Annotated in this window: 12 protein-coding genes; 3 read left to right on the forward strand and 9 right to left on the reverse strand. The window is 72.8% G+C overall.

Annotation, left to right across the window (positions count from 1 at the left end; genetic code table 11):
- Positions 1-24 precede the first annotated feature (24 nt).
- From OG435_RS45485 to OG435_RS45495, 3 genes are all read right to left on the reverse strand, one after another.
- Positions 25-537, reverse strand: a complete 513-nt coding sequence (locus OG435_RS45485) for a hypothetical protein (RefSeq protein WP_266887195.1) — start codon at positions 535-537, stop codon at positions 25-27.
- 260 nt (positions 538-797) lie between these two features.
- Entirely contained in the window at positions 798-1,976 is a 1,179-nt protein-coding gene (locus OG435_RS45490) for a methyltransferase domain-containing protein (RefSeq protein WP_266887197.1), read from the reverse strand.
- Positions 1,977-1,991: 15 nt separating this feature from the next.
- The gene (locus tag OG435_RS45495) at positions 1,992-2,909 is read right to left on the reverse strand and encodes a radical SAM protein (RefSeq protein WP_266887199.1); all 918 of its coding nucleotides are present in this window, start codon (positions 2,907-2,909) and stop codon (positions 1,992-1,994) included.
- A 798-nt stretch (positions 2,910-3,707) separates the two neighbouring features.
- Here OG435_RS45495 and OG435_RS45500 point away from each other — a divergent pair.
- The gene (locus tag OG435_RS45500) at positions 3,708-5,207 is read left to right on the forward strand and encodes an immunity 49 family protein (RefSeq protein WP_266887201.1); all 1,500 of its coding nucleotides are present in this window, start codon (positions 3,708-3,710) and stop codon (positions 5,205-5,207) included.
- 253 nt (positions 5,208-5,460) lie between these two features.
- On the opposite strand, the gene OG435_RS45505 is transcribed toward OG435_RS45500, so the two are convergent.
- From OG435_RS45505 to OG435_RS45515, 3 genes are all read right to left on the reverse strand, one after another.
- Entirely contained in the window at positions 5,461-6,804 is a 1,344-nt protein-coding gene (locus OG435_RS45505) for a hypothetical protein (RefSeq protein ID WP_266887203.1), read from the reverse strand.
- A gap of 229 nt (positions 6,805-7,033) precedes the next feature.
- Entirely contained in the window at positions 7,034-7,954 is a 921-nt protein-coding gene (locus OG435_RS45510) for a hypothetical protein (protein WP_266887205.1), read from the reverse strand.
- A gap of 228 nt (positions 7,955-8,182) precedes the next feature.
- Positions 8,183-9,547, reverse strand: coding sequence for a hypothetical protein (locus OG435_RS45515; protein WP_266887207.1), 1,365 nt, complete (start codon positions 9,545-9,547; stop codon positions 8,183-8,185).
- 414 nt (positions 9,548-9,961) lie between these two features.
- Between OG435_RS45515 and OG435_RS45520 the strand changes: the two genes are divergently transcribed.
- Positions 9,962-10,606, forward strand: coding sequence for a hypothetical protein (locus OG435_RS45520; RefSeq protein ID WP_266887209.1), 645 nt, complete (start codon positions 9,962-9,964; stop codon positions 10,604-10,606).
- Positions 10,607-10,764: 158 nt separating this feature from the next.
- On the opposite strand, the gene OG435_RS45525 is transcribed toward OG435_RS45520, so the two are convergent.
- From OG435_RS45525 to OG435_RS45535, 3 genes are all read right to left on the reverse strand, one after another.
- The gene (locus OG435_RS45525) at positions 10,765-11,703 is read right to left on the reverse strand and encodes a hypothetical protein (RefSeq protein WP_266887211.1); all 939 of its coding nucleotides are present in this window, start codon (positions 11,701-11,703) and stop codon (positions 10,765-10,767) included.
- Entirely contained in the window at positions 11,700-15,458 is a 3,759-nt protein-coding gene (locus tag OG435_RS45530) for a hypothetical protein (protein WP_266887213.1), read from the reverse strand. The genes OG435_RS45525 and OG435_RS45530 overlap by 4 nt, the downstream gene beginning before the upstream one ends.
- 92 nt (positions 15,459-15,550) lie before the next feature.
- On the reverse strand, positions 15,551-15,934 hold the full coding sequence (locus OG435_RS45535) for a hypothetical protein (RefSeq protein WP_266887215.1): 384 nt from the start codon (positions 15,932-15,934) through the stop codon (positions 15,551-15,553).
- A 351-nt stretch (positions 15,935-16,285) separates the two neighbouring features.
- Here OG435_RS45535 and OG435_RS45540 point away from each other — a divergent pair, with 351 nt between their 5' ends.
- The gene (locus tag OG435_RS45540) at positions 16,286-16,423 is read left to right on the forward strand and encodes a hypothetical protein (RefSeq protein WP_266887217.1); all 138 of its coding nucleotides are present in this window, start codon (positions 16,286-16,288) and stop codon (positions 16,421-16,423) included.
- The last annotated feature ends 364 nt before the right edge of the window (positions 16,424-16,787 follow it).

Here is a 16,787-nt window from a genome sequence, read left to right on the forward strand (position 1 = left end):
GGGCGGCGGCGGGGCTGCCCCGGCTCAGACCTCGTCGACGTCGTCGAAGCCCGCCGCGGCCTTCTCCTTCCACGCGTGGAGGAATGCCTCCCTGGTAGCCGCGCAGTCGCCGTCACAGGGCAGGGCGAAGTACCCCCCGAAAGCGGTCACGTAGACCGTGAGGGCGGGGTTGTCGCGCCAGTCGTGGAGCTCCCGGTTGAAGACCAGTTGCTTCGACACCGGATCGAATCCGTAGACCTCGGTGAGCACGGCCGTGATCGTGTCGCGCGCCTCCCGGCGTGAGCAGCCGTCGACGAAGATGAACTTGGTCGCGGTCCGCGGATCGACGCTCGGGTCGCCAGGCGTCGGCGGCTCGGCACCGGGATCCAGGGGGATGATCCCCGGGTGCCAGTGGGCCGCCGGGATGCTGTCTGCGGCGCTGTCAGCCATGAACTGCTCGTCGGCAGCCCTACCGAGCGCGCTATCCGGATCGGCGGTCAGGCCCAATACGCGCAGAGCATCGTGCAGGGTACGGGGCGGCTCAGGACTACTGGTCATGAACCGCACCCTAGCGACGCCCGCGGCCCCGGTGTCCCGATACCGGCCACACCTAGCGCCTGTCCTGCCGGTCCGCGCCCCCCGTACCTCGCATCCGGCCATCCGGCCTCATACCGCGTGTCCAGTGGGCGGAGCAACCGGAGCGCAGCTGCCGCGAGCGTGGGCCCGGCGGGCGGAGCGAGCGGCGGAGGCCGGGCAGGGACGGACGCGGGGCCGGGCGGGGCGGGCGGAACGACCGTGCCGGGCGGCGATCTCGCCGCTTACCGTGCGCCGATGGTTGCCGACCAGCCGCTGCGGCTGAGGTGGCAGGTGCCCTCCGGGTCGATACGCACCGCTGCGCCCGAGACGGGCAGGTCGCCGTCGATGACGAGCCAGGTGCGGATGCGGTCCAGTTCGTCCCACAGCTTGCGTGGGCCGCTCTGGTGGACGGTGGGCAGTTCCCGGGATCCTGGTGCCGTGGCCCGGGCCCAGGAGCCGTCCGGGTGCAGCATGTAGGCAGTGCGGCTACCGTCCCTGGCCGTCTCCATGCGGTGCTCGATGCCGGGGACGGTGAGTTCCAGGGTGGAGCGCACGTCCCAGGTGCTGCTGACCCGCATCACCGGGTAGCGGCCGGTGGTGATGCTGTCGCCGTCGGCTTTCTGCGCGGTGGCCCACAGATCGGTGGTGTCGGGGGTGGGGGGGTAGTCGTCGCCGTGCCGGGTGCTCATGAACCCGGCGGGCTCGGGGGCGACCTTGCCGGTGGCGCCGCCATCGTCGGTCTTGTCCGCGACGATGATCAGCCCTGTTCCGGACAAGGTAGTCACCATCCGGCCGCCGGGGTTGAGCGCCATGAGCCAGGAGGCAGGGATGGCCGGCATCGAGACGGTAGACACGATGCGGTCGTAGGTGCCAGGCAGTTCGCCGGTCACGTCGCAAACCTCCAGCCGCGGCCGGTGCCCCGCCGTGGCCAGGCGCTCCCGCGCCGCCTGGACCAGATACGGGTCCACATCCACGCTCGTGACCCGGTCGCCGCCGAGGCGCTGGCACGCCAGGGCGGTCCCGTAGCCGCTGCCGCAGGTCACCAGAAGGCGGGAGTCGTCGGCGAGGAAGGCGTGCTGGTACATCTTCACGACCAGCGCAGGCAGCGTGGCCGACGAGGTCGGCCACGCCTCCGGGACCACGGCTGCGGGCGCGGCGTGATCGGCGTGATGAGGGCCGACGCGGGTGATCAGGCTGAGGCTGTTGTCGTAGGCGCTGCTCATCCACGCGGCGGGGGCGCTGGCCCCGTCTCGCAGTTCGTAGACCCATGTCCCGTCCTGCTCGGCCGGCGTCCACCACCGGGGCACGAACAGGTGCCGGGGCGTGGCGGCCAGGGGCCGGTGCCAGCGGGACTCGGGTCGTACGGTCGCATCGGCCATCTGGGCGGCACGGGTGTTCCAGCCCGCTGGCGTCCGGTCCATGAGGAGGGGGCCCTTTCAGAGGAGCGCGGGCACGGCGGCCGCGGGCTGGCCCGTCATCGCGGGTGCGTAGCCCATCGGGTCGCAGGGATCGTTCTTGCCCGGGTCGCAGGAGTCGCTGTTGGAGGGCTGGCAGTCGGGGTGGCAGGCCGTCAGGTCCGTCCGCCGCGGGATGCTCGCGCTCGCCTCGGCCCAGCGCGGGCTGGACAGGACCGAGGCCAGGCCGGCGTTCAGGACGCTGCCTGCGGTCAGGAAGCGGCCGATCTCGCAGACCGCCACATCACCGCTCGGCAGGACCGTGGCCCTCTGGTCCCCGCACCGTCCGCACAGCTCGGCGGTGGACGGCAGCGTAGTGCCTGCGGCGTTGCCGACGGCCCGCACCTTCCCGACGTGGACGTCGTGAACACCGAGAGTCTGCAGCTCCGCGCGGGCCCGCTCTGCGCGCTCGTGGTCGCCTCCGTCGAGGACCGCGACGTTCAACGGGATGCCGCGCCTGATGGCCTCGACGATGTTGGCGCGCGTCGCCTTGTGCGAGCCTTCTCGGCCGGTGACCTCGTCGTGCTCGGCCGCAACGCTGCTGTGGTATGTCGTCGCCAGTCGGACGCCGGGGTGTTTCAACAGGCGCCAGTGCTCGTCGCGGATACGGAAGAGGTTGCTGTAGACCCGCACTCGCAGGCTGGCGTCCACCGCGCGCCGGGCGATGGGGACGAAACCGGGATGGAGAGTAGGCTCGCCGCCGATCAGCTGGATCTCCTCGACGCCGAGCGCGACGGCCTGGTCGATGATCCGGAGCCAGTCGTCATCGCTCATGGTGCCGTGGCTCCGCGTCGGCCCGGAGGCGGCGTAACACAGCGACGGGCAGGAAAGCTGGCAGCGGCCGGTGATTTCCAGCGACAGGAACCGCAGCCTGGTGAGGGCCTCCCGGACGATCGTCATGACGCGATCGTAGGCCGCGGCCCCTCAACCCGTCCTGCGATGTGGCCACTTCGGCCGAAAGGAGCCCTTTCCCAATCTCGGACCGGGACCGGCTCGTCGTACGCCCAGAGGAGGCGCCGCCGCCACATCCCCAACACGTCGGCCTCTCCTCAGTCGCCGTCGCCCGGGCCCCGGCCGTGACGGCCGACTGCGGCGACCAGCGCTACGGCCGCCTGCCGGAGACGTCGAGGGTGAGATCTAGTCGGACGCCGGGTTGGTCTTCCGTCGGTGCGCACTGGTCCGGGCAAAGGTAAAAGGGAACGAGGTTGATCGACGTCACGCACACCCCCTCATGCTCGGCAACCCACCGGCCAGCGGCGGTGAGTAGTGAAGCGACGTCGTCGCCGATAACGGACACCACCTCGATGTCGCGGGTATCGACCTGGATCTGGGGTGGGACGGGGGGCATGCGTCTCCTTCATGAGTAGCGGACGGTGATCCGTCAGAGGCGAGACTTACCGCACGCCGGCATCGAGGACAGTGGTCGTGGTGGTGCCGTTCACGGCGACCTTGAACTCGAGCAGGCAGAAACCCAGTATGGCGTTTGCAGTGACCGCAGTTCGCGCTTGAAGGCGACCCCGGCGGCGACCAGGTGGCCAGCAGACGAGGCGGGGCGCAGCGGTCAAACGGCGGCGGGCCTGGCGGGCGGCGGACGGCGGGGCCGTGGACGTGCGGCAGGACGCCGGACGCCAGGGGGCCGACCCGCGGAGATCGCCCCGGGCTATGTCACCTGCACGTTGTCTTCGTAGAGTCGGACGAATGATCCCGAACCACACTCCCGACAACGACGAACTCCTGCGCGGCACGTACGCCCGACTGCTGCCCGTCAACTCGATCACCCGTGAGATCGCCGGCTCCCTGCGCTACGCGCGCCTGGTGGCCGACGGCCTCGTCTTCGCCTACGCCCTCGACCGGCCCACCGACGTGCGGGTCCTCACCGACCCGGACGTGGAGCGCGTCGGCCTGGAAGAGCTGGGGCGGGCTGCGTACGAGAACCTGATGCGCGTTCCCGTCACGCACGAGGAGATCCCCGTCGAGGGGACGATTCTGCACTCCTTCTATGGTGACTCGCCCTTCGTCGGGAGCCTGGCTCTGTACCTGTCCGCAGCCGTCCTGCGGGTCACCGGCGAGTCGCTTCCGCAGGCCGGCGCCCTGGTCGTCATGCCCAGCCGCCACAATCTGGTGTACCACCCGATCGCCGACGGCACGGTGATCGACGCCCTCAACTCCCTGGCCAGCTACGCACTTGGCGCCTTCGAGGACGGGCCGGGGGCCCTTTCACCGCAGGTCTACTGGTGGCACCGCGGTGGACTTACGTCGCTCACGGTCATCGACACGGACACCCGATCCTTCTCCATCCAACCGCCTCAGCCGCTGCTCGGCCTGCTGAAGGGGCTGGTCCGTCTCAGCCGCGACGGCCGCCTCGCCACCCGTACCGCCGCCGAGCGGGCCGCTCCCGATCCGGACGGGATCACCCGCGCCGCAGCGGAGGCGATAGCGGGTCTCGCCCAGGATCCGGGCGACGGGGTGGGAGACGCATTCGCCTCCGTTCTCACCCTCGCGCACGCCCGCTGCGCCACCGACCCAAGGGCGTCGCAGGTCGAGACTTGGGATGCCTGGGCCGCCGCCGTACAACTCGGCGCCGCCCTGTTCACCGGCGCGCAGCCGCAGAACTGCCACCTGGGCGATGACCTCGCCCAGCGGTTGCCAGCCATACCCGCCGTGCCACCCGCGGATGGCCGTGCCTGGCTCGACGCCCTTTACGTGGCGATCGTGTGCCGGCAGGGGGAGCGGATCCGCCGGCTGTGCCGGGTGCCGCTGGAGACGCTGCGGCGGGACGACAGCGTCGACGCGTACGTGCTGCACTGGATCGACACGCTGCAGACGTACTTCTCCGAGCACGGCTCCATGGACGAGGTCGTGGAGAAGCTGGTCGCCACCATGAAGGCGTCCGGGCCCGGTGAAGCGTTCCATGCGCCCATGGAGTTCGTGAATGGGATCGACTACCAGCCAATCGCGCTCTTCCACCGTCTCGTCGCGCGGGACCACGACACCTTCGCCAAGACGCTCGGCGAAGCCCTGACGGAGCACGGCACTTACTGGGGCGAGTCGTCGGCGCCACGTGCGCGGGTGGCTCTGGGGCCGCTGGCCATGGCATGCCTCGCGTTCGACCATGGGTTCCCCATCGCTCCGGACCAGCCGTACCTGCCCCTGTACCTGCTCAACCGTGAACGCATCGAGGAGATCCCCAGGCCCTGACCCCGGCCCCGGCCCGCCGGTGCCTGTGAGCGGCATCGGCTCGCCGTGCCGGAGTCGGACGACTAGCGGGCACCGGGCGCGGAACGAGACGGCGAGGCGCAGGACCGCGGCAGCCAAGCAGCGCGCGGGGGAGCAGGCTGCGCGGCAGCGAACGGCGGAAGCGCACCAGGCGGGAAGATCGCGGAAGGCGTACCGCAGAATCCGCCCGCGGCCGGCACGCGGCCATGCTGGGCCGGGAACCCGACCATCCGGACTAGGCCGCGCGGTGGTAGCGGCGGGCATGGGCTCCACGCTCATTGGCCATGGCGTCGTAGCAGTCGGCGTCATCGCAGGACAGGCCCAGACTCGCAATCATCCAGCCACCCGGCGCGGAGGTTGTGCCGCAGTGGTCGCAGTGCTTCACCGACGGGTCGGAGGGACAGGCTGCGGGCTCAAAGCGGAGGCGCTTGGGCGGCGTGTACGGCAGCGGCGCCCACTTGTGGCGCTGGTACTCGCCACGGGCGTCGGACAGGCGGTAGTACCGGCCGCCCCGGTCGTCTGGCTCGTACCCGCCGTCGTCCTCGTACACCCCCGTGGGGCGGCCGTCGCCGTAGGTCTCGACGTCCCAGACGGTGACGGTGGTGTCGTCGCTGAGGGTCAGCCGGCGCTCCACCAGTCGGAGTCGGGTGGAGGGGTCCACCCCCTTGTCGAACGGGGTGGCCACGTCGACCGACCCCTTGATCCCGAGACGCTGCACCCGTTCCTGAACGTCCCGGGCAGCCCGGCGCTCTTCCTCCTCGGCGGCCCGGCGCTTGGCCTCCCGCGCCTCGCGGTCCGCCTTCCGTTTCGCCTCTCGCTTCTGCTCAGCCTCCTGCTGCTCCTCGCGCTGCAGGCGCAGTTCCTCCTGGCGCTGCGCCTCCTCCTCGGGGCTCGGCCACCGCGCGCAGTCGCCGCGGTGACGGGCCTCCCACCTTTGCCCATACTCCGAGTCGCGGACCTGGACCCACTCGGCGGACCCCTGCACGCAGGCGATCCCGCAGAGCGCGCAGTCCTGCCCTGTCACGAGCTGGGCGGGCTGGCGGCACAAGCGGAGCGGGTGCTCGACCTCAGCCTCCTTGCCGTGGCCGACGACTCGTCCGGCGCCCTGGGCCACCTGTACGCCGCACCAGCGGCACGGCCCGGCCGCCCAGTTCGGCCGCCCTGGGCCCGGCTCGACCTCGCGCACGTTCAAGTCCGCTACGGGTGGGTGGGTGACCAGGTGCTTGGTGATCTGTCCGGCTCCAGAGGAGCCGAACGCGCCCTTCTCGGAGGCGAACTGACGGGTCCAAAGAGGCTTGTCCCGCAGCCCGGTCTCCTCCACCAGCAGCAGTGTCAGCGTCGCGTTGTAGGTCATGTAGCGCTTGTGGCGGCCGTCCTTGTAGCCGGTGGGGCGCTTGTCCATGACGAGCAGTAACGACCCGGCGGGGGTCTCGATACGGGCACCGTGCCCGACTTCGGTCCCTTCCAACCGCTCCCGGGCCTCGCCCTGCTCGCGGATGCCGGTGACGATCCACCGTGCGCTGCGGTGTACGTCCGCGCCTTCGTCCCCTGGCACCTTCGGCACCACGATCTCCACCATGTCGTTCCTCCTCGGGCTTGTCATCAGGATGACGGGGGCCACTGACACCAGCGCCTGATCAGCCCAGGACCGTTCAGTACGGCAGGGTGGTCGTTGGAGGGGCGTGGTCGGGACTGGGGTGGCCCCTGCCCGCGGCTCTTCGCCCGCTCGGGCAGGTTCCCCACCCCTTACCTACGGGATGGGCATCCCAGTGGCCCGAGCCGGCGCGGTGCTCCGCACCTGCTGCGGATCAGCCCGACTTCGTGGACCGGAAGTCCGCCACCGCCCGGTTGCGTAGATCGCGCTGTGTAAACCGGTACCAGCCGTCCAGGTCGTTCAGTGACGCTGCCGGATTGGGGCCTGCCTTCAGCTGGGCGGCGACCGCACTGCGCAACTGGTCCGCGAACCGGGCCGGGACCGTGATCAACCTGTTCACCGACACGATGCCGCTCTGCGCATCGGTCAGGTGGACCGCCAACGTGAAGGGGCCGCCCGGCGCCCCCGGCACCCCGGCCTTGTAGCCCGCCTTCTCCTGGGGGTCGGCCACCCACTCTGCATCCGACCACCGCGCTGGACGGCCGTCGGGGAAGTCGAAGCGGAACATGAGGAGCAGAGCGTGGTCGGAGTGGACGAGCGCGAAGTTCGCCTTTCCGTCCCGGAACGCGTTGGTCGTCGCCTCCCCCGGCCCGCCCAGGAACACCTGCAGGGTGCCCGCGGTCGGCGTCAAGAGCAGTTGCGAGTTGTCGGGAATGGGGAACACCAGGGCACCCGGGTAGGGCTGGCCTACGACCATCGCCGTGCTGGCCTGCTCCGAGCCGCCCCGGGCGCCTTCCGTGACGCCGTCGGAGTACTCGTCGTCCTCGTCTTCCGAGATCACACCCAACACCTCGTCGTACGGAATGTCCGCGACGATCCAACCCCCCTCGATCCGCCACGGGCAGCGCAGGATGAGTTTCACTGGTGCGAGCGCCAACTCCTGGTTCGGGTCCGCTTCCGGCTCCCACAGTGACTCGATCATGACGGCGAGGGAGTGTCCCGAGGACGGCTCGTAGAGGTACCAGGGGGCCAGCTCGTCAGGGAGCGGCGAGTGGTAGGTGCGGCCGGGCACCCCGTGATACCCGGCCCTCGCCATCGCCGCCTTGGTGTCGGGGTTCACGTACTCGCTGCGCATAGTCGTCCATCCTGTAGTAGATCGGGCAAGGGGAGTCTGCCAAAGCGCACTGACAGCCCGGGATGGAACTACGTGCCCCTCCAGGGTGGGCGAAGCCCAGCGCATCGCACTGTCCAGACACCTCGGCCGCTCGGGCCCCCGCGTTCGGCCCCGGCCCGAAGCTCGCAGCTGGCTTGCAGCGGTCGCGCCCGGTCATGCCGGGCCGAGGCCGGTCTCGGGCACCGCCGACTACGGTCTCGCATCCAGGAAGGCCTCGAGCAGAGCCGGGTCCAGCAGGTCGGTCCACTCGGTGCCCGGGGGTAGCGGCCCCAGGTCTGCTTCGAGTTGCTCAGCCTCCTGGGCGGTAGCCGGCTCCATCGCGCGGCGCAGTCCGCGGGCGTGCCGGTGGTCCATGGACAGCGGGGCCGCATGGTGGTCCAGTCCGGACAGGTAGCGGTGTGCGGGCGGGGTCAGTACCACGGCCTGGACGGCGAGGAAGTGCAGCAGTTGCTGCAGGGTGCGCTCGTCCGCCGCGGCGGACTCCGGAGGGCAGGGGGCGGGCAGGCTGATGTTCTCCGCGATCCGCTGCCATGCCTGGGCCCGGGTGGGCGCCGCGTCGTCCGGGTCGGCCCTGCTGGCGCCCAGAAGCAGCGAGCGCAGGGTGACCACTCGCATGGCCGGGTCGTCTCCGGTCAACGGTTGCCGGCGCGGAACCAGCAGACGGCCGGTGAAGCTCTGCCGCAGCCCTCGGGCGCCTGGCAGGAGTTCGGCGATGGTCTGTTCGGCTGCGAACCGGGCGAGCGCTCGGGAGGGCTCGGTCGCGCAGTACCCGGCCTGTCCCTGGAAGGTGCCGTCGGGCAGCGGCCATCCGACCTCCCATCGCCAAGCCTCCCTGGGCGGCGTCCAGCTGGTGCCGTCGGCGGGCCATACTGGCCGGTCCCAGCCCGGGAGCAGCGGACCCTTCGGGTGAGCGGGCTGCAGGCGGGCTTGGAGGCCGTGGGAGGAGGCGGACACGGGCTGGTGGGCGGTGAAGCCCTTGCCGTCAGCGACCCATTCCAGCGACGCCGGGGTGAAGCGGGAGGCCCTCAGCAGACCGTCGGCGGCCTGCGCCAACATCTCCAGGACGGCGCCGCGCAGCGCGTCCTCGAATACCAGCGGCCAGTTGGCCGGGTCCTCGGCGGCCAGTTCGGGTACCGCCAGCGTCCACACCCGAAGGGCGGCGGTCCAGTCCGGGCCTGCGGCCAAGGCCTCGTGCAGCGTGCGACCCGCCCACCCTGCCGATACGTCCGGTTCGCCCCGACTATCCTGATCTTCGGCATTCTGCAGGCGGTGCACGAGCGCGCCGGCTTCAACCCCCAGCCCGGCCGCTACTTCGCGCAGTCGGTGCACGGTCAGCGGGCGCAGCAGGTCCACGAACCGGTCCACCAGCGTCGCCGCCTGCCATGGGGTCACCGGCACGGTGACCGACAACGCCGGCCAGTCCTGGGCCGCGATCGTGAGGTCACCGGTGCCGATCTCGTGCCGCGGCACCCGGTCCACGACCGCGAACGCCGCGCGCAACAGGTCCCGGGCAGGGCCGGGTTCCGGCGTCGGGGCGCCGGTGAACGCGGCCACCGCCGCAGGGAGCAGCTCAGCCGGGCAGTCCAGCGCCGCTGCTGCGGCCCGGATTCGCGAGGGATCCGGGGTTGGCGATGGGATTTTGAATGTCACCCCACCACCGTACGGATCTGATCGGACGACCATGGGTCGAATCAGCAGGCCGAAGGGGCGCGTGAGGAGCCGTGGAAGCCGCGCAGGGGATGTGACTGAACACCGCACTCTGCGAACGGACACCTCTTCTTGGGGACCGGCGTACGAGGTGGGAGGAGGTTGGATCCGTGCAGGGGCCCGGCCCGCATCCCGGGCGGAACGCAGGGCCTTGCATGCTGCCGGCGCGGCGATCGGGCACTTGCCTGAACTGCAGGCCAGGCCCCTCGGCGGCCGCCGCAAGAGCACTGAGGGTGGGTAGAGGCCGACTAGGGTTCGGGCATGCGTACGAAGAGGATCATTGCGGCGATAGGGGGCCTGACCCTGTTCCTCACGGCCTGCGGGGTCGGTTCGAAGGACTACAGCGCGCAGGACTACTCCTTCCCCGAGCTGCCCCAGGCCGTCGCCAGTCCGGTCCGGCAGCCGTCCGACCTTCTGATGCCGTTGGCGCAGCCCGGGGACGTCTTCCACGAGGTCGTCGCCGTCGGCTTGCGGGGGAAGACTCTCGACATGGCCAACACCGACGGGGAGACCACCGCCCGATGCCCTGCCGACCTGGTCCTGAAGGACGGCGGCGAGGCTGTGTGCGTGAGCACATTCGAGGGCCTGGAGGTCGAGTGGGACGTCATCGTAGGCAAGGCCACAGACGCGCACGGAAGGCCGGTCCAGTGGAGCGCTGAACCCCGCAAGGGCATTCTCACGCGGGACGGTGCCGCCAACCAGGTCTACAACAACTATGGCGGGCCCGATCTTGTGCGCTGCAGCAACATCCCGAAGGCCGTCCTGGTCCCGATGCTCGGCATATCCGGCTACAGCTGCCAGACGGTGGTGGGCGGGAAGGCAGGAAAGCCCATGCCGATCGAAGTCGGTCTGGTCTACCCGAAGTTGCAATGCGGACACCGGACTCGCGAAGCCTGCGTAGGTTGAGCTGGCTCCTTCACCGGGCCGTCTCCTCGGCGCTCTGGCCAGGATCGACAGGAGACCGGCGCCAGCCCGCCGCCCCCAACCGGCCCAGGAGCAGGTGCGGGGGCGTCGAGCCCGCCGGCGCGGCTCCCGGGCGGGGGCGGTACGGGCGGCGGTCAGGGCTACGTCTCGTCGACGAGGTGCAGGACGACGGTGCGCCGGACGCCGGCCTCCAGCATGGCCTGGGCGCGGTGCTGGCCGTTGATGTAGCCAGTGTCGCTGGAGGGTTGGATCGCGTCCGCCGTGTTGAACAGGGTGGCCAGCGCCTCCGTCTCCCACCGGGTGGCACCGGCCGTCGTCGCGTGGGCGACAGCGAACTCCTCCATGTCGTCGGCCTCCACGGACAGCGCGCGGGCCCGCTGCAGGACCTCCCGCGCCATCGCGTTGACCGTGTGCCAGTCGCCGCCGTGGTACCAGCAGCAGGTACGGGCGGTGCGGCGCGGCAGGATCTGACGTGCCCAGCGCCGCCACGCGGGCACCCCGACCGGCATGCACGCCGGCTCGCGGAACGGACGCGGCCGGGCGAGGTGGGCAACAGCGAACTCGGCGAACACCAGCCGCGGTCCCGGCTCGGCGGGCCGCGGCACGTAGTCGGCACCGCGGTCGGTGGCGACGGTTGCGCCGAGTAGATCCTGCAGTTCCTCTTCTGTGATCACTGACCAGCGCGGGCCGTGCGGGCGGTAGCGGTCGGCGCCAGCGAACACCACGCGCCGGAAGCGGGTCTGCTGACGGGAGCCCTCCGGCCAGATCTGCCGCTCCACCCACACCGGCGGCAAGTCTTGGTCGGGGCAGTGCCGCTCCCACACCGCGCCCGCGAACCTCTCGGCCCCGTTCATCAGCCCCATGCCCTCCGCGAGGGCGATCTGGGTCGCCACCGCGACCGGGCGGGTCCCGGGAGCAGTGAACAGCTGCAGCCGGAACGTCCCCGGCAGCATGGGGGCAGTGAACATGTGGTCGTCCACGCTGAGCTGGCGCGGAGCCCGCAGGGATCCCAGCTCGTCCTGGTCGTGGGGACGCGGCGCCGGTTGGGGGGCCGGGCTGGCGGGGAGGTCGTCGGTCATCCCTCGATCATTCCCGACGCGGCGGCGCCTGGCCGGTCAGTCGTCTGCGCGAGGTCCACCTCGCCTGCTTCGACCAGGGCCCGGCGCAGCTGTTCCGCTTCGGCGGGACGCTCGGCCTCGGGCAGCGCGGTGGCGGCCCGGAGCAGGGCCCGAGCGTGCCGGCGGACGTCGGCGTCGTACAAGGGGCCGGGGGCGGGGCGGGTGAGCAGGTGCGCGGCCAGGAGCAGGGCATCGGGGCTGCGCGGGTGGCCGGCGGCGCGTTCGGCGACCTTGTCGGCATTGTCCTGGGCGGGGGTGTGCTCGGCGCTGCGCCGGGCCAGGGGCAGCCATACCTCGTCCGTGAAGGCGGAAAGGGTGAACCAGCCGGCACCGGCGAGCGCTCCGGGCGGAAGGTCGGCCTCCAGCGCCGCCGTCCACCACGCGCGCGCGATGTCCTTGGGGGCTCGGGCGGCCGGGTCCCCCGCGGCGTCACCGGCACGCGGGCGTCCCTGCAGGGGAAAGGCGAGCGGCATGAACAGAGGGGAGACGGCCGCGGCGCCGTCCGGGCCGGCAGCCAACTCGCGCCAGGTGTCCGCGGGGTCGCCGAGCAGGTTGGGCGGCTCCTCCAGCAGGAGAGCGAACGCGACGCGGGAAGCCGCGCCGTACACGTTCGCGCGCACTGCGGCCAGGAGCTGGCCGCGGTCCAGGGCGGCGAGCAGCAGCGGATCGGTTTTGCCCCGGTCCAGCCACGCGGCGGCCGGTGAGGGGCGTTGGGGGTCGAGGGCGTACAGCTCGGGGTGGTCGGCGGTGAAGGCGGTGGCGCGGCGGTGGAGGAGTGGCAGGTGCGCGCCGATCACGGTGGCGACGGCCTCGTCGTCGGGGCGGGCGGCCAGGACGTCGGCGACGAGGCGGAGGACGTCGCCGGGCATCGCGCCGTCCTCGGTGGCGTGGCCGGCGGCGTAGTCGAGGAGGCAGTCCAGCGCGCGCACCGCCGGGTGGGTGTCCAGCAGGCCGGCGGGCAGTTTCTCCTCATCCCCGGCTGTCCTGTCGCCGGCCGGGCCGGCGGCGCGGGGAGCGGGTGTTGCCGGGGCTCCCGCGGGCGGTGGCGGGGCGGCGGGGCGGGTGAGGGGCTCGGCGAGGGTGTGCAGGTGGTCGAGGACGGCCGGCAGGTCACCGCCGAGGTCGCCACCGGTGCGCCACGCGAAGTCGAGCAGAGCCAGCCACGCCCGGCCGGCGAACTCCGCGGCGTCGGGGACATGCGGGCTGGCGGGGGCGGGCAGGGCGCGGCTCAGCTTAAGAGCGGCGAGGACGGCCTCGGCCGGGCCCGTGGGGAAGGCGTCAGGGTGGCGCGCGGCCCTCGCGGTGGCGGCGAGGTAGAACGCGCCGAGCTCCGGCCGGGCCAGGGCGGCGAGAACCTGGGGGACGTCGGCGGTCCAGGCGGCGGGAGCGGCCCCCACCAGGCGCTGCAGCACGCGGGCGTAGCCGTCGGCGCCCGCGTCCGGAGCACCTGCGAGGGCGGCGGCGGCCGCGAGCGGGCCGGCCGCGGCGGCCAGCTCCAGCAGGTCCTCCAAGGCGACGACGGTGTCATGGCGCGAGGGCGGGCGGGCTGCGATTCGCGGGTCGGGCGGGCCGGCCGGCCCCTGCCGGCGCAGCGCGGCCAGCAGCGAGGCGAAGCCGGTGAGCAGCGGTGCGGGCAGGACCGGCGACCAGGCCCAGATGCGCAGCCAGGAGGCGAGCGGCTCGGTCCGGCCACTGGCCTGGGCCGCGTCGGGGGCGGCGGGCAGGGCCTGGTCGATCTCGTCGGCGGCAGGGGCCGGGCCGAGTGCCGCGCGTGCCCGCAGGTTCAGGTCGGCGGCCCGGCCGGGCGGGCAGGTGTTCAGCACCAGGGCGGCCAGCCGGGCGCCTTCCGGTATCGGGCGGCCGGCCAGCAGCCGCGCGGTGACCTCGACCGCCCGGTCCCACCACTCCCCCTCGCCCGCGGTGTCGGTGCCCGGGGCCGGTGGGTGCGCGGCCAGGTGGGCGGCGAGCACCCGGTCGTGCAGGTGCGCATCCGCGGCGGCGATCCGCGGCCAGGCCCGCATCCGCTCGGCAAGGGGGAGGCCGGCCGCGGCGTCCGCCGCGGCGAGGTCGAGGACCGCGCGGGCCAGGAGCGGGCCCATGTCGAGGACCGGGCCCAGGAAGACCCTGGCGTCCAGGACGTGGACCTCGTCCAGGTCGACGGAGGCGGGCCAGGACTGTCTGACGGGCGCCTCGATGTCGCGGCGCAGCAGGCCCGCCAGAGCGCCCCGGACCGCGCGGGCCCAGCGGAACGGCTCGCCAGCGCCGGCGTGGACGGTCACCACCAGCTCCCGCAGCAGGCCCGTGACGTCGTGGTCGGGCAGGCGGGCGGCCCACTCCCGGCGGAGCACCTCGGTCAGCTCGGGGAGCGGCTCGTGGCCGGCGTGCGCGCGCCGGCGCGCGGTGGCATAGGCCAGGAAGCCGGCGTGCCCGAGGTCGACGGTGTCCTTCAGCAACTCCTCGACGACGAGGAGCCAGTCCCCGTCGCGCACGGCCATCGGGAGATTGCCCGCCCAGCCGGCCACGAGCCGGCGCTCCAGGCTCGCCTCCTCGGCCGGGGCCCCGGCGGGGGGCCGGGCGGTGACGTGCGGGAGCAGCCGCTGGATATCGGCGGGGGTGAGGGTGCCGGCGTCGGCCAGGCGCAGCAGCGCGCCCAGCACCAACGGGCCGGCGGCTGCAAGTGGGACGGCGTGGGCGGCCAGCCACGGCCGGGCGGCCTCGGGGGATGCGATGGCGAGGTGCTCGAGGAACGGGGCGGCCGGCCAGACGCCGGCTGTCTCGTCGGCCAGGAGCAGGTACGGGGCGTGCTGGTGAAGGAGCGGGAGCCAGGCCGCGGCCGGGCCGGAGCGGAAGAAGAACCGGGTGGCGCGCGGGTCCGCCCAGCCGGCCAGTTCCCGCGCCTCCGCCTCGCCCGGCTCCTTCAGGGCGGCCAGCTCGAGGACCCGCGCGGCGCGGCCGGGCAGCGGCACCAGCAGTTGGCGGGTGGCGGCGAGGAGTTGCCGGTAGAGAGCGGCGGCGCGGGCCGGGTCGGCAACGCCGCCGTGCAGGGTGCCCGAGGTCTTCGCGTACAGCTCGGGCCACACGCCCAGGGCCTCCTCCTGAGCGGCGCCGAGTGGGACGCCCATCAGACGCTCGGCGATCCCCGCGGCCCGGGCCCGGTGGTAGCCGCCAGGCCGGGCCAGTTGCCCGCGCAGGACGTCAGCCGCCTCCCGCAGGCGGACGCACTCCTCGGCGCCGTTCATGCCCGCGCCACCGGCGGAGGTGGCCGCAGGCGGGACGGCGGACTGCCGCGATGCGGCGGCGGGTTCCCGGGGCCCGGCAGCCGGGCCGCGGCCGGCGGCGCCAGTCTCGCCCGTCGGCACCGGGCGGTTCGGCGCGGCAAGGGGCCCGTCATCCGCCGCCCCGACCGGAACGCGGGACGGGCCGAGGCCGGGGCGGGCGTCGATCGCGTCAAGCAGAGCGGCGGCCGCGGCCTTCAGGCCCACCGCTTCCGGGGCGCCCGGCAGGCTAAGCAGCGCATCGGCGGCGCCACGCAGACACGACTCCGCGACCTCCGCCGGCCGCCGCAGGAAACCGCCTGTCAGAACCCGCCGCGCGTCCTCCAAGAGTTCCAGCGCACGCAACCCCGGTACGCCCTGCGCGGTCAGCACCGCAGCCAGGACCTCACCGACCACCGGCAGTTCGTCCCCACCGGCCAGCCTCATCGTCTCGTCGCTCACCGGTGCACCGTAGAGCCGGCGGGCCCGCGCGCGGGCCGGAACCGGACACCCCGGCCCCCCGGCCCGGCGGGTGCGGGGCGGGCGCGGCCGGGTCACTCCTCGTCGCGGGTCTTGTAGAACTCGTGGGCCTCGTTGGCGATCTCCGCCGCAGCCCGCGAACACCGCATCTGCGCCTTCGCGTCGCGTCCGGTGTATCCCGCGGCCCGGCGCATCATCAGCTCCGCCGTCACGAGAAGCTGTTCGGCCTCCAAGCCGAGCGGCTTGCGTTCCGTCTCCATCTCGATCTCGAAGACCACGCCGTTGACCTCGTTCAGCGCCTGCTCCAGGCTCGCGCTGTCACACCGGTCTGGGTCCGTCACCACCCCCGTGGTCTCCTGCACCCAGCTCGTCAGGTGCGTCAGGAGCACGCGCCGGTACCCCTCCCCCTCGGCCTCCGCCGGGTCCAGGACGATGTCTTCCGCCTGTACTGCGCCCATGCCGCTCACCTTCCGTCCGCGGCCGGAGTCTGCGTGACACCGGGTCCGTGCCGCCCAACGCCACAAGGAGCCTCCGGGATACGCGCACACGTGCTGCGGATCTTGGGACCGGGTGGACGGTGCACTTGAGCCCGAGGGCGACCCCCAGACTGGACAGCCAGCCCGGAGCGGGGCCCGCAACGGAGAGCGGGTGGACAACCCGAGCGGCCGGCAAACGCGGAGCCCTGCGCGCGAAGCCGGCGAACTGGAGCGGGGACGGCCCGCATCCACGACGCCACCCTCGCCCTGCTGCGGCGGGAGGACGCGGACGCCCACCGGCTCTTCCCGCCAGGACCGGCTTTCAGCGAAGCCTTGGTCGACGACGACGTCAGGCGCCGCCTTGGAACCGCCCTGGAGGCGTACGGCAAAGCCAGGAACACCGCGGGCCGGGTGGACTTGTTCATGCTGTTCACCGGCACAGGCGACGACGAAGTCCCGCACATCGGGTAGCAGCAGCGGCCCCTTCGGCGCGGCGTGCAGCACGGCCCGCCGTACTCCGCGCAGCCGCGACCGGGGCGCCAGCGGGTGCAGCGGCGGCGAGCAGCAGGTGCTGCCCGGGGTGTGAGGGGCAGCAGCAGGCGTCTCGCGGCTGCAGCGGCTGCCCTTCGGCGTCTGGTGCAGCACCCGGCCGCAGGCCCGCAGGGGCAGCAGCACCGGGGTGGGCGCCGCGTTGCAGCACAGGCGCAGCCGGCTCGTGCCGTCCGGCCTGCTGCACGGCGTCCTCCGGGGTTCGGGACGTGGGGGCAGCAGCGCTGCAACCCCGGTGACGAGAAGCGGGAGGAGCGCGTCCGTCGTACGGGTCTCCCGGTCCGGC

The organism is Streptomyces sp. NBC_01264, assembly GCF_026340675.1.
Classification (GTDB): domain Bacteria; phylum Actinomycetota; class Actinomycetes; order Streptomycetales; family Streptomycetaceae; genus Streptomyces.

Excerpts from the sequence above, each read along its gene's own strand:
- OG435_RS45520 (WP_266887209.1), top strand. The coding sequence starts at position 9,962 with ATGCGTACGAAGAGGATCATTGCGGCGATAGGGGGCCTGACCCTGTTC.
- OG435_RS45495 (WP_266887199.1), bottom strand. The coding sequence starts at position 2,909 with ATGACGATCGTCCGGGAGGCCCTCACCAGGCTGCGGTTCCTGTCGCTG.
- OG435_RS45490 (WP_266887197.1), bottom strand. The coding sequence starts at position 1,976 with ATGGACCGGACGCCAGCGGGCTGGAACACCCGTGCCGCCCAGATGGCC.
- OG435_RS45510 (WP_266887205.1), bottom strand. The coding sequence starts at position 7,954 with ATGCGCAGCGAGTACGTGAACCCCGACACCAAGGCGGCGATGGCGAGG.
- OG435_RS45485 (WP_266887195.1), bottom strand. The coding sequence starts at position 537 with ATGACCAGTAGTCCTGAGCCGCCCCGTACCCTGCACGATGCTCTGCGC.
- OG435_RS45525 (WP_266887211.1), bottom strand. The coding sequence starts at position 11,703 with ATGACCGACGACCTCCCCGCCAGCCCGGCCCCCCAACCGGCGCCGCGT.
- OG435_RS45535 (WP_266887215.1), bottom strand. The coding sequence starts at position 15,934 with ATGGGCGCAGTACAGGCGGAAGACATCGTCCTGGACCCGGCGGAGGCC.
- OG435_RS45505 (WP_266887203.1), bottom strand. The coding sequence starts at position 6,804 with ATGGTGGAGATCGTGGTGCCGAAGGTGCCAGGGGACGAAGGCGCGGAC.
- OG435_RS45500 (WP_266887201.1), top strand. The coding sequence starts at position 3,708 with ATGATCCCGAACCACACTCCCGACAACGACGAACTCCTGCGCGGCACG.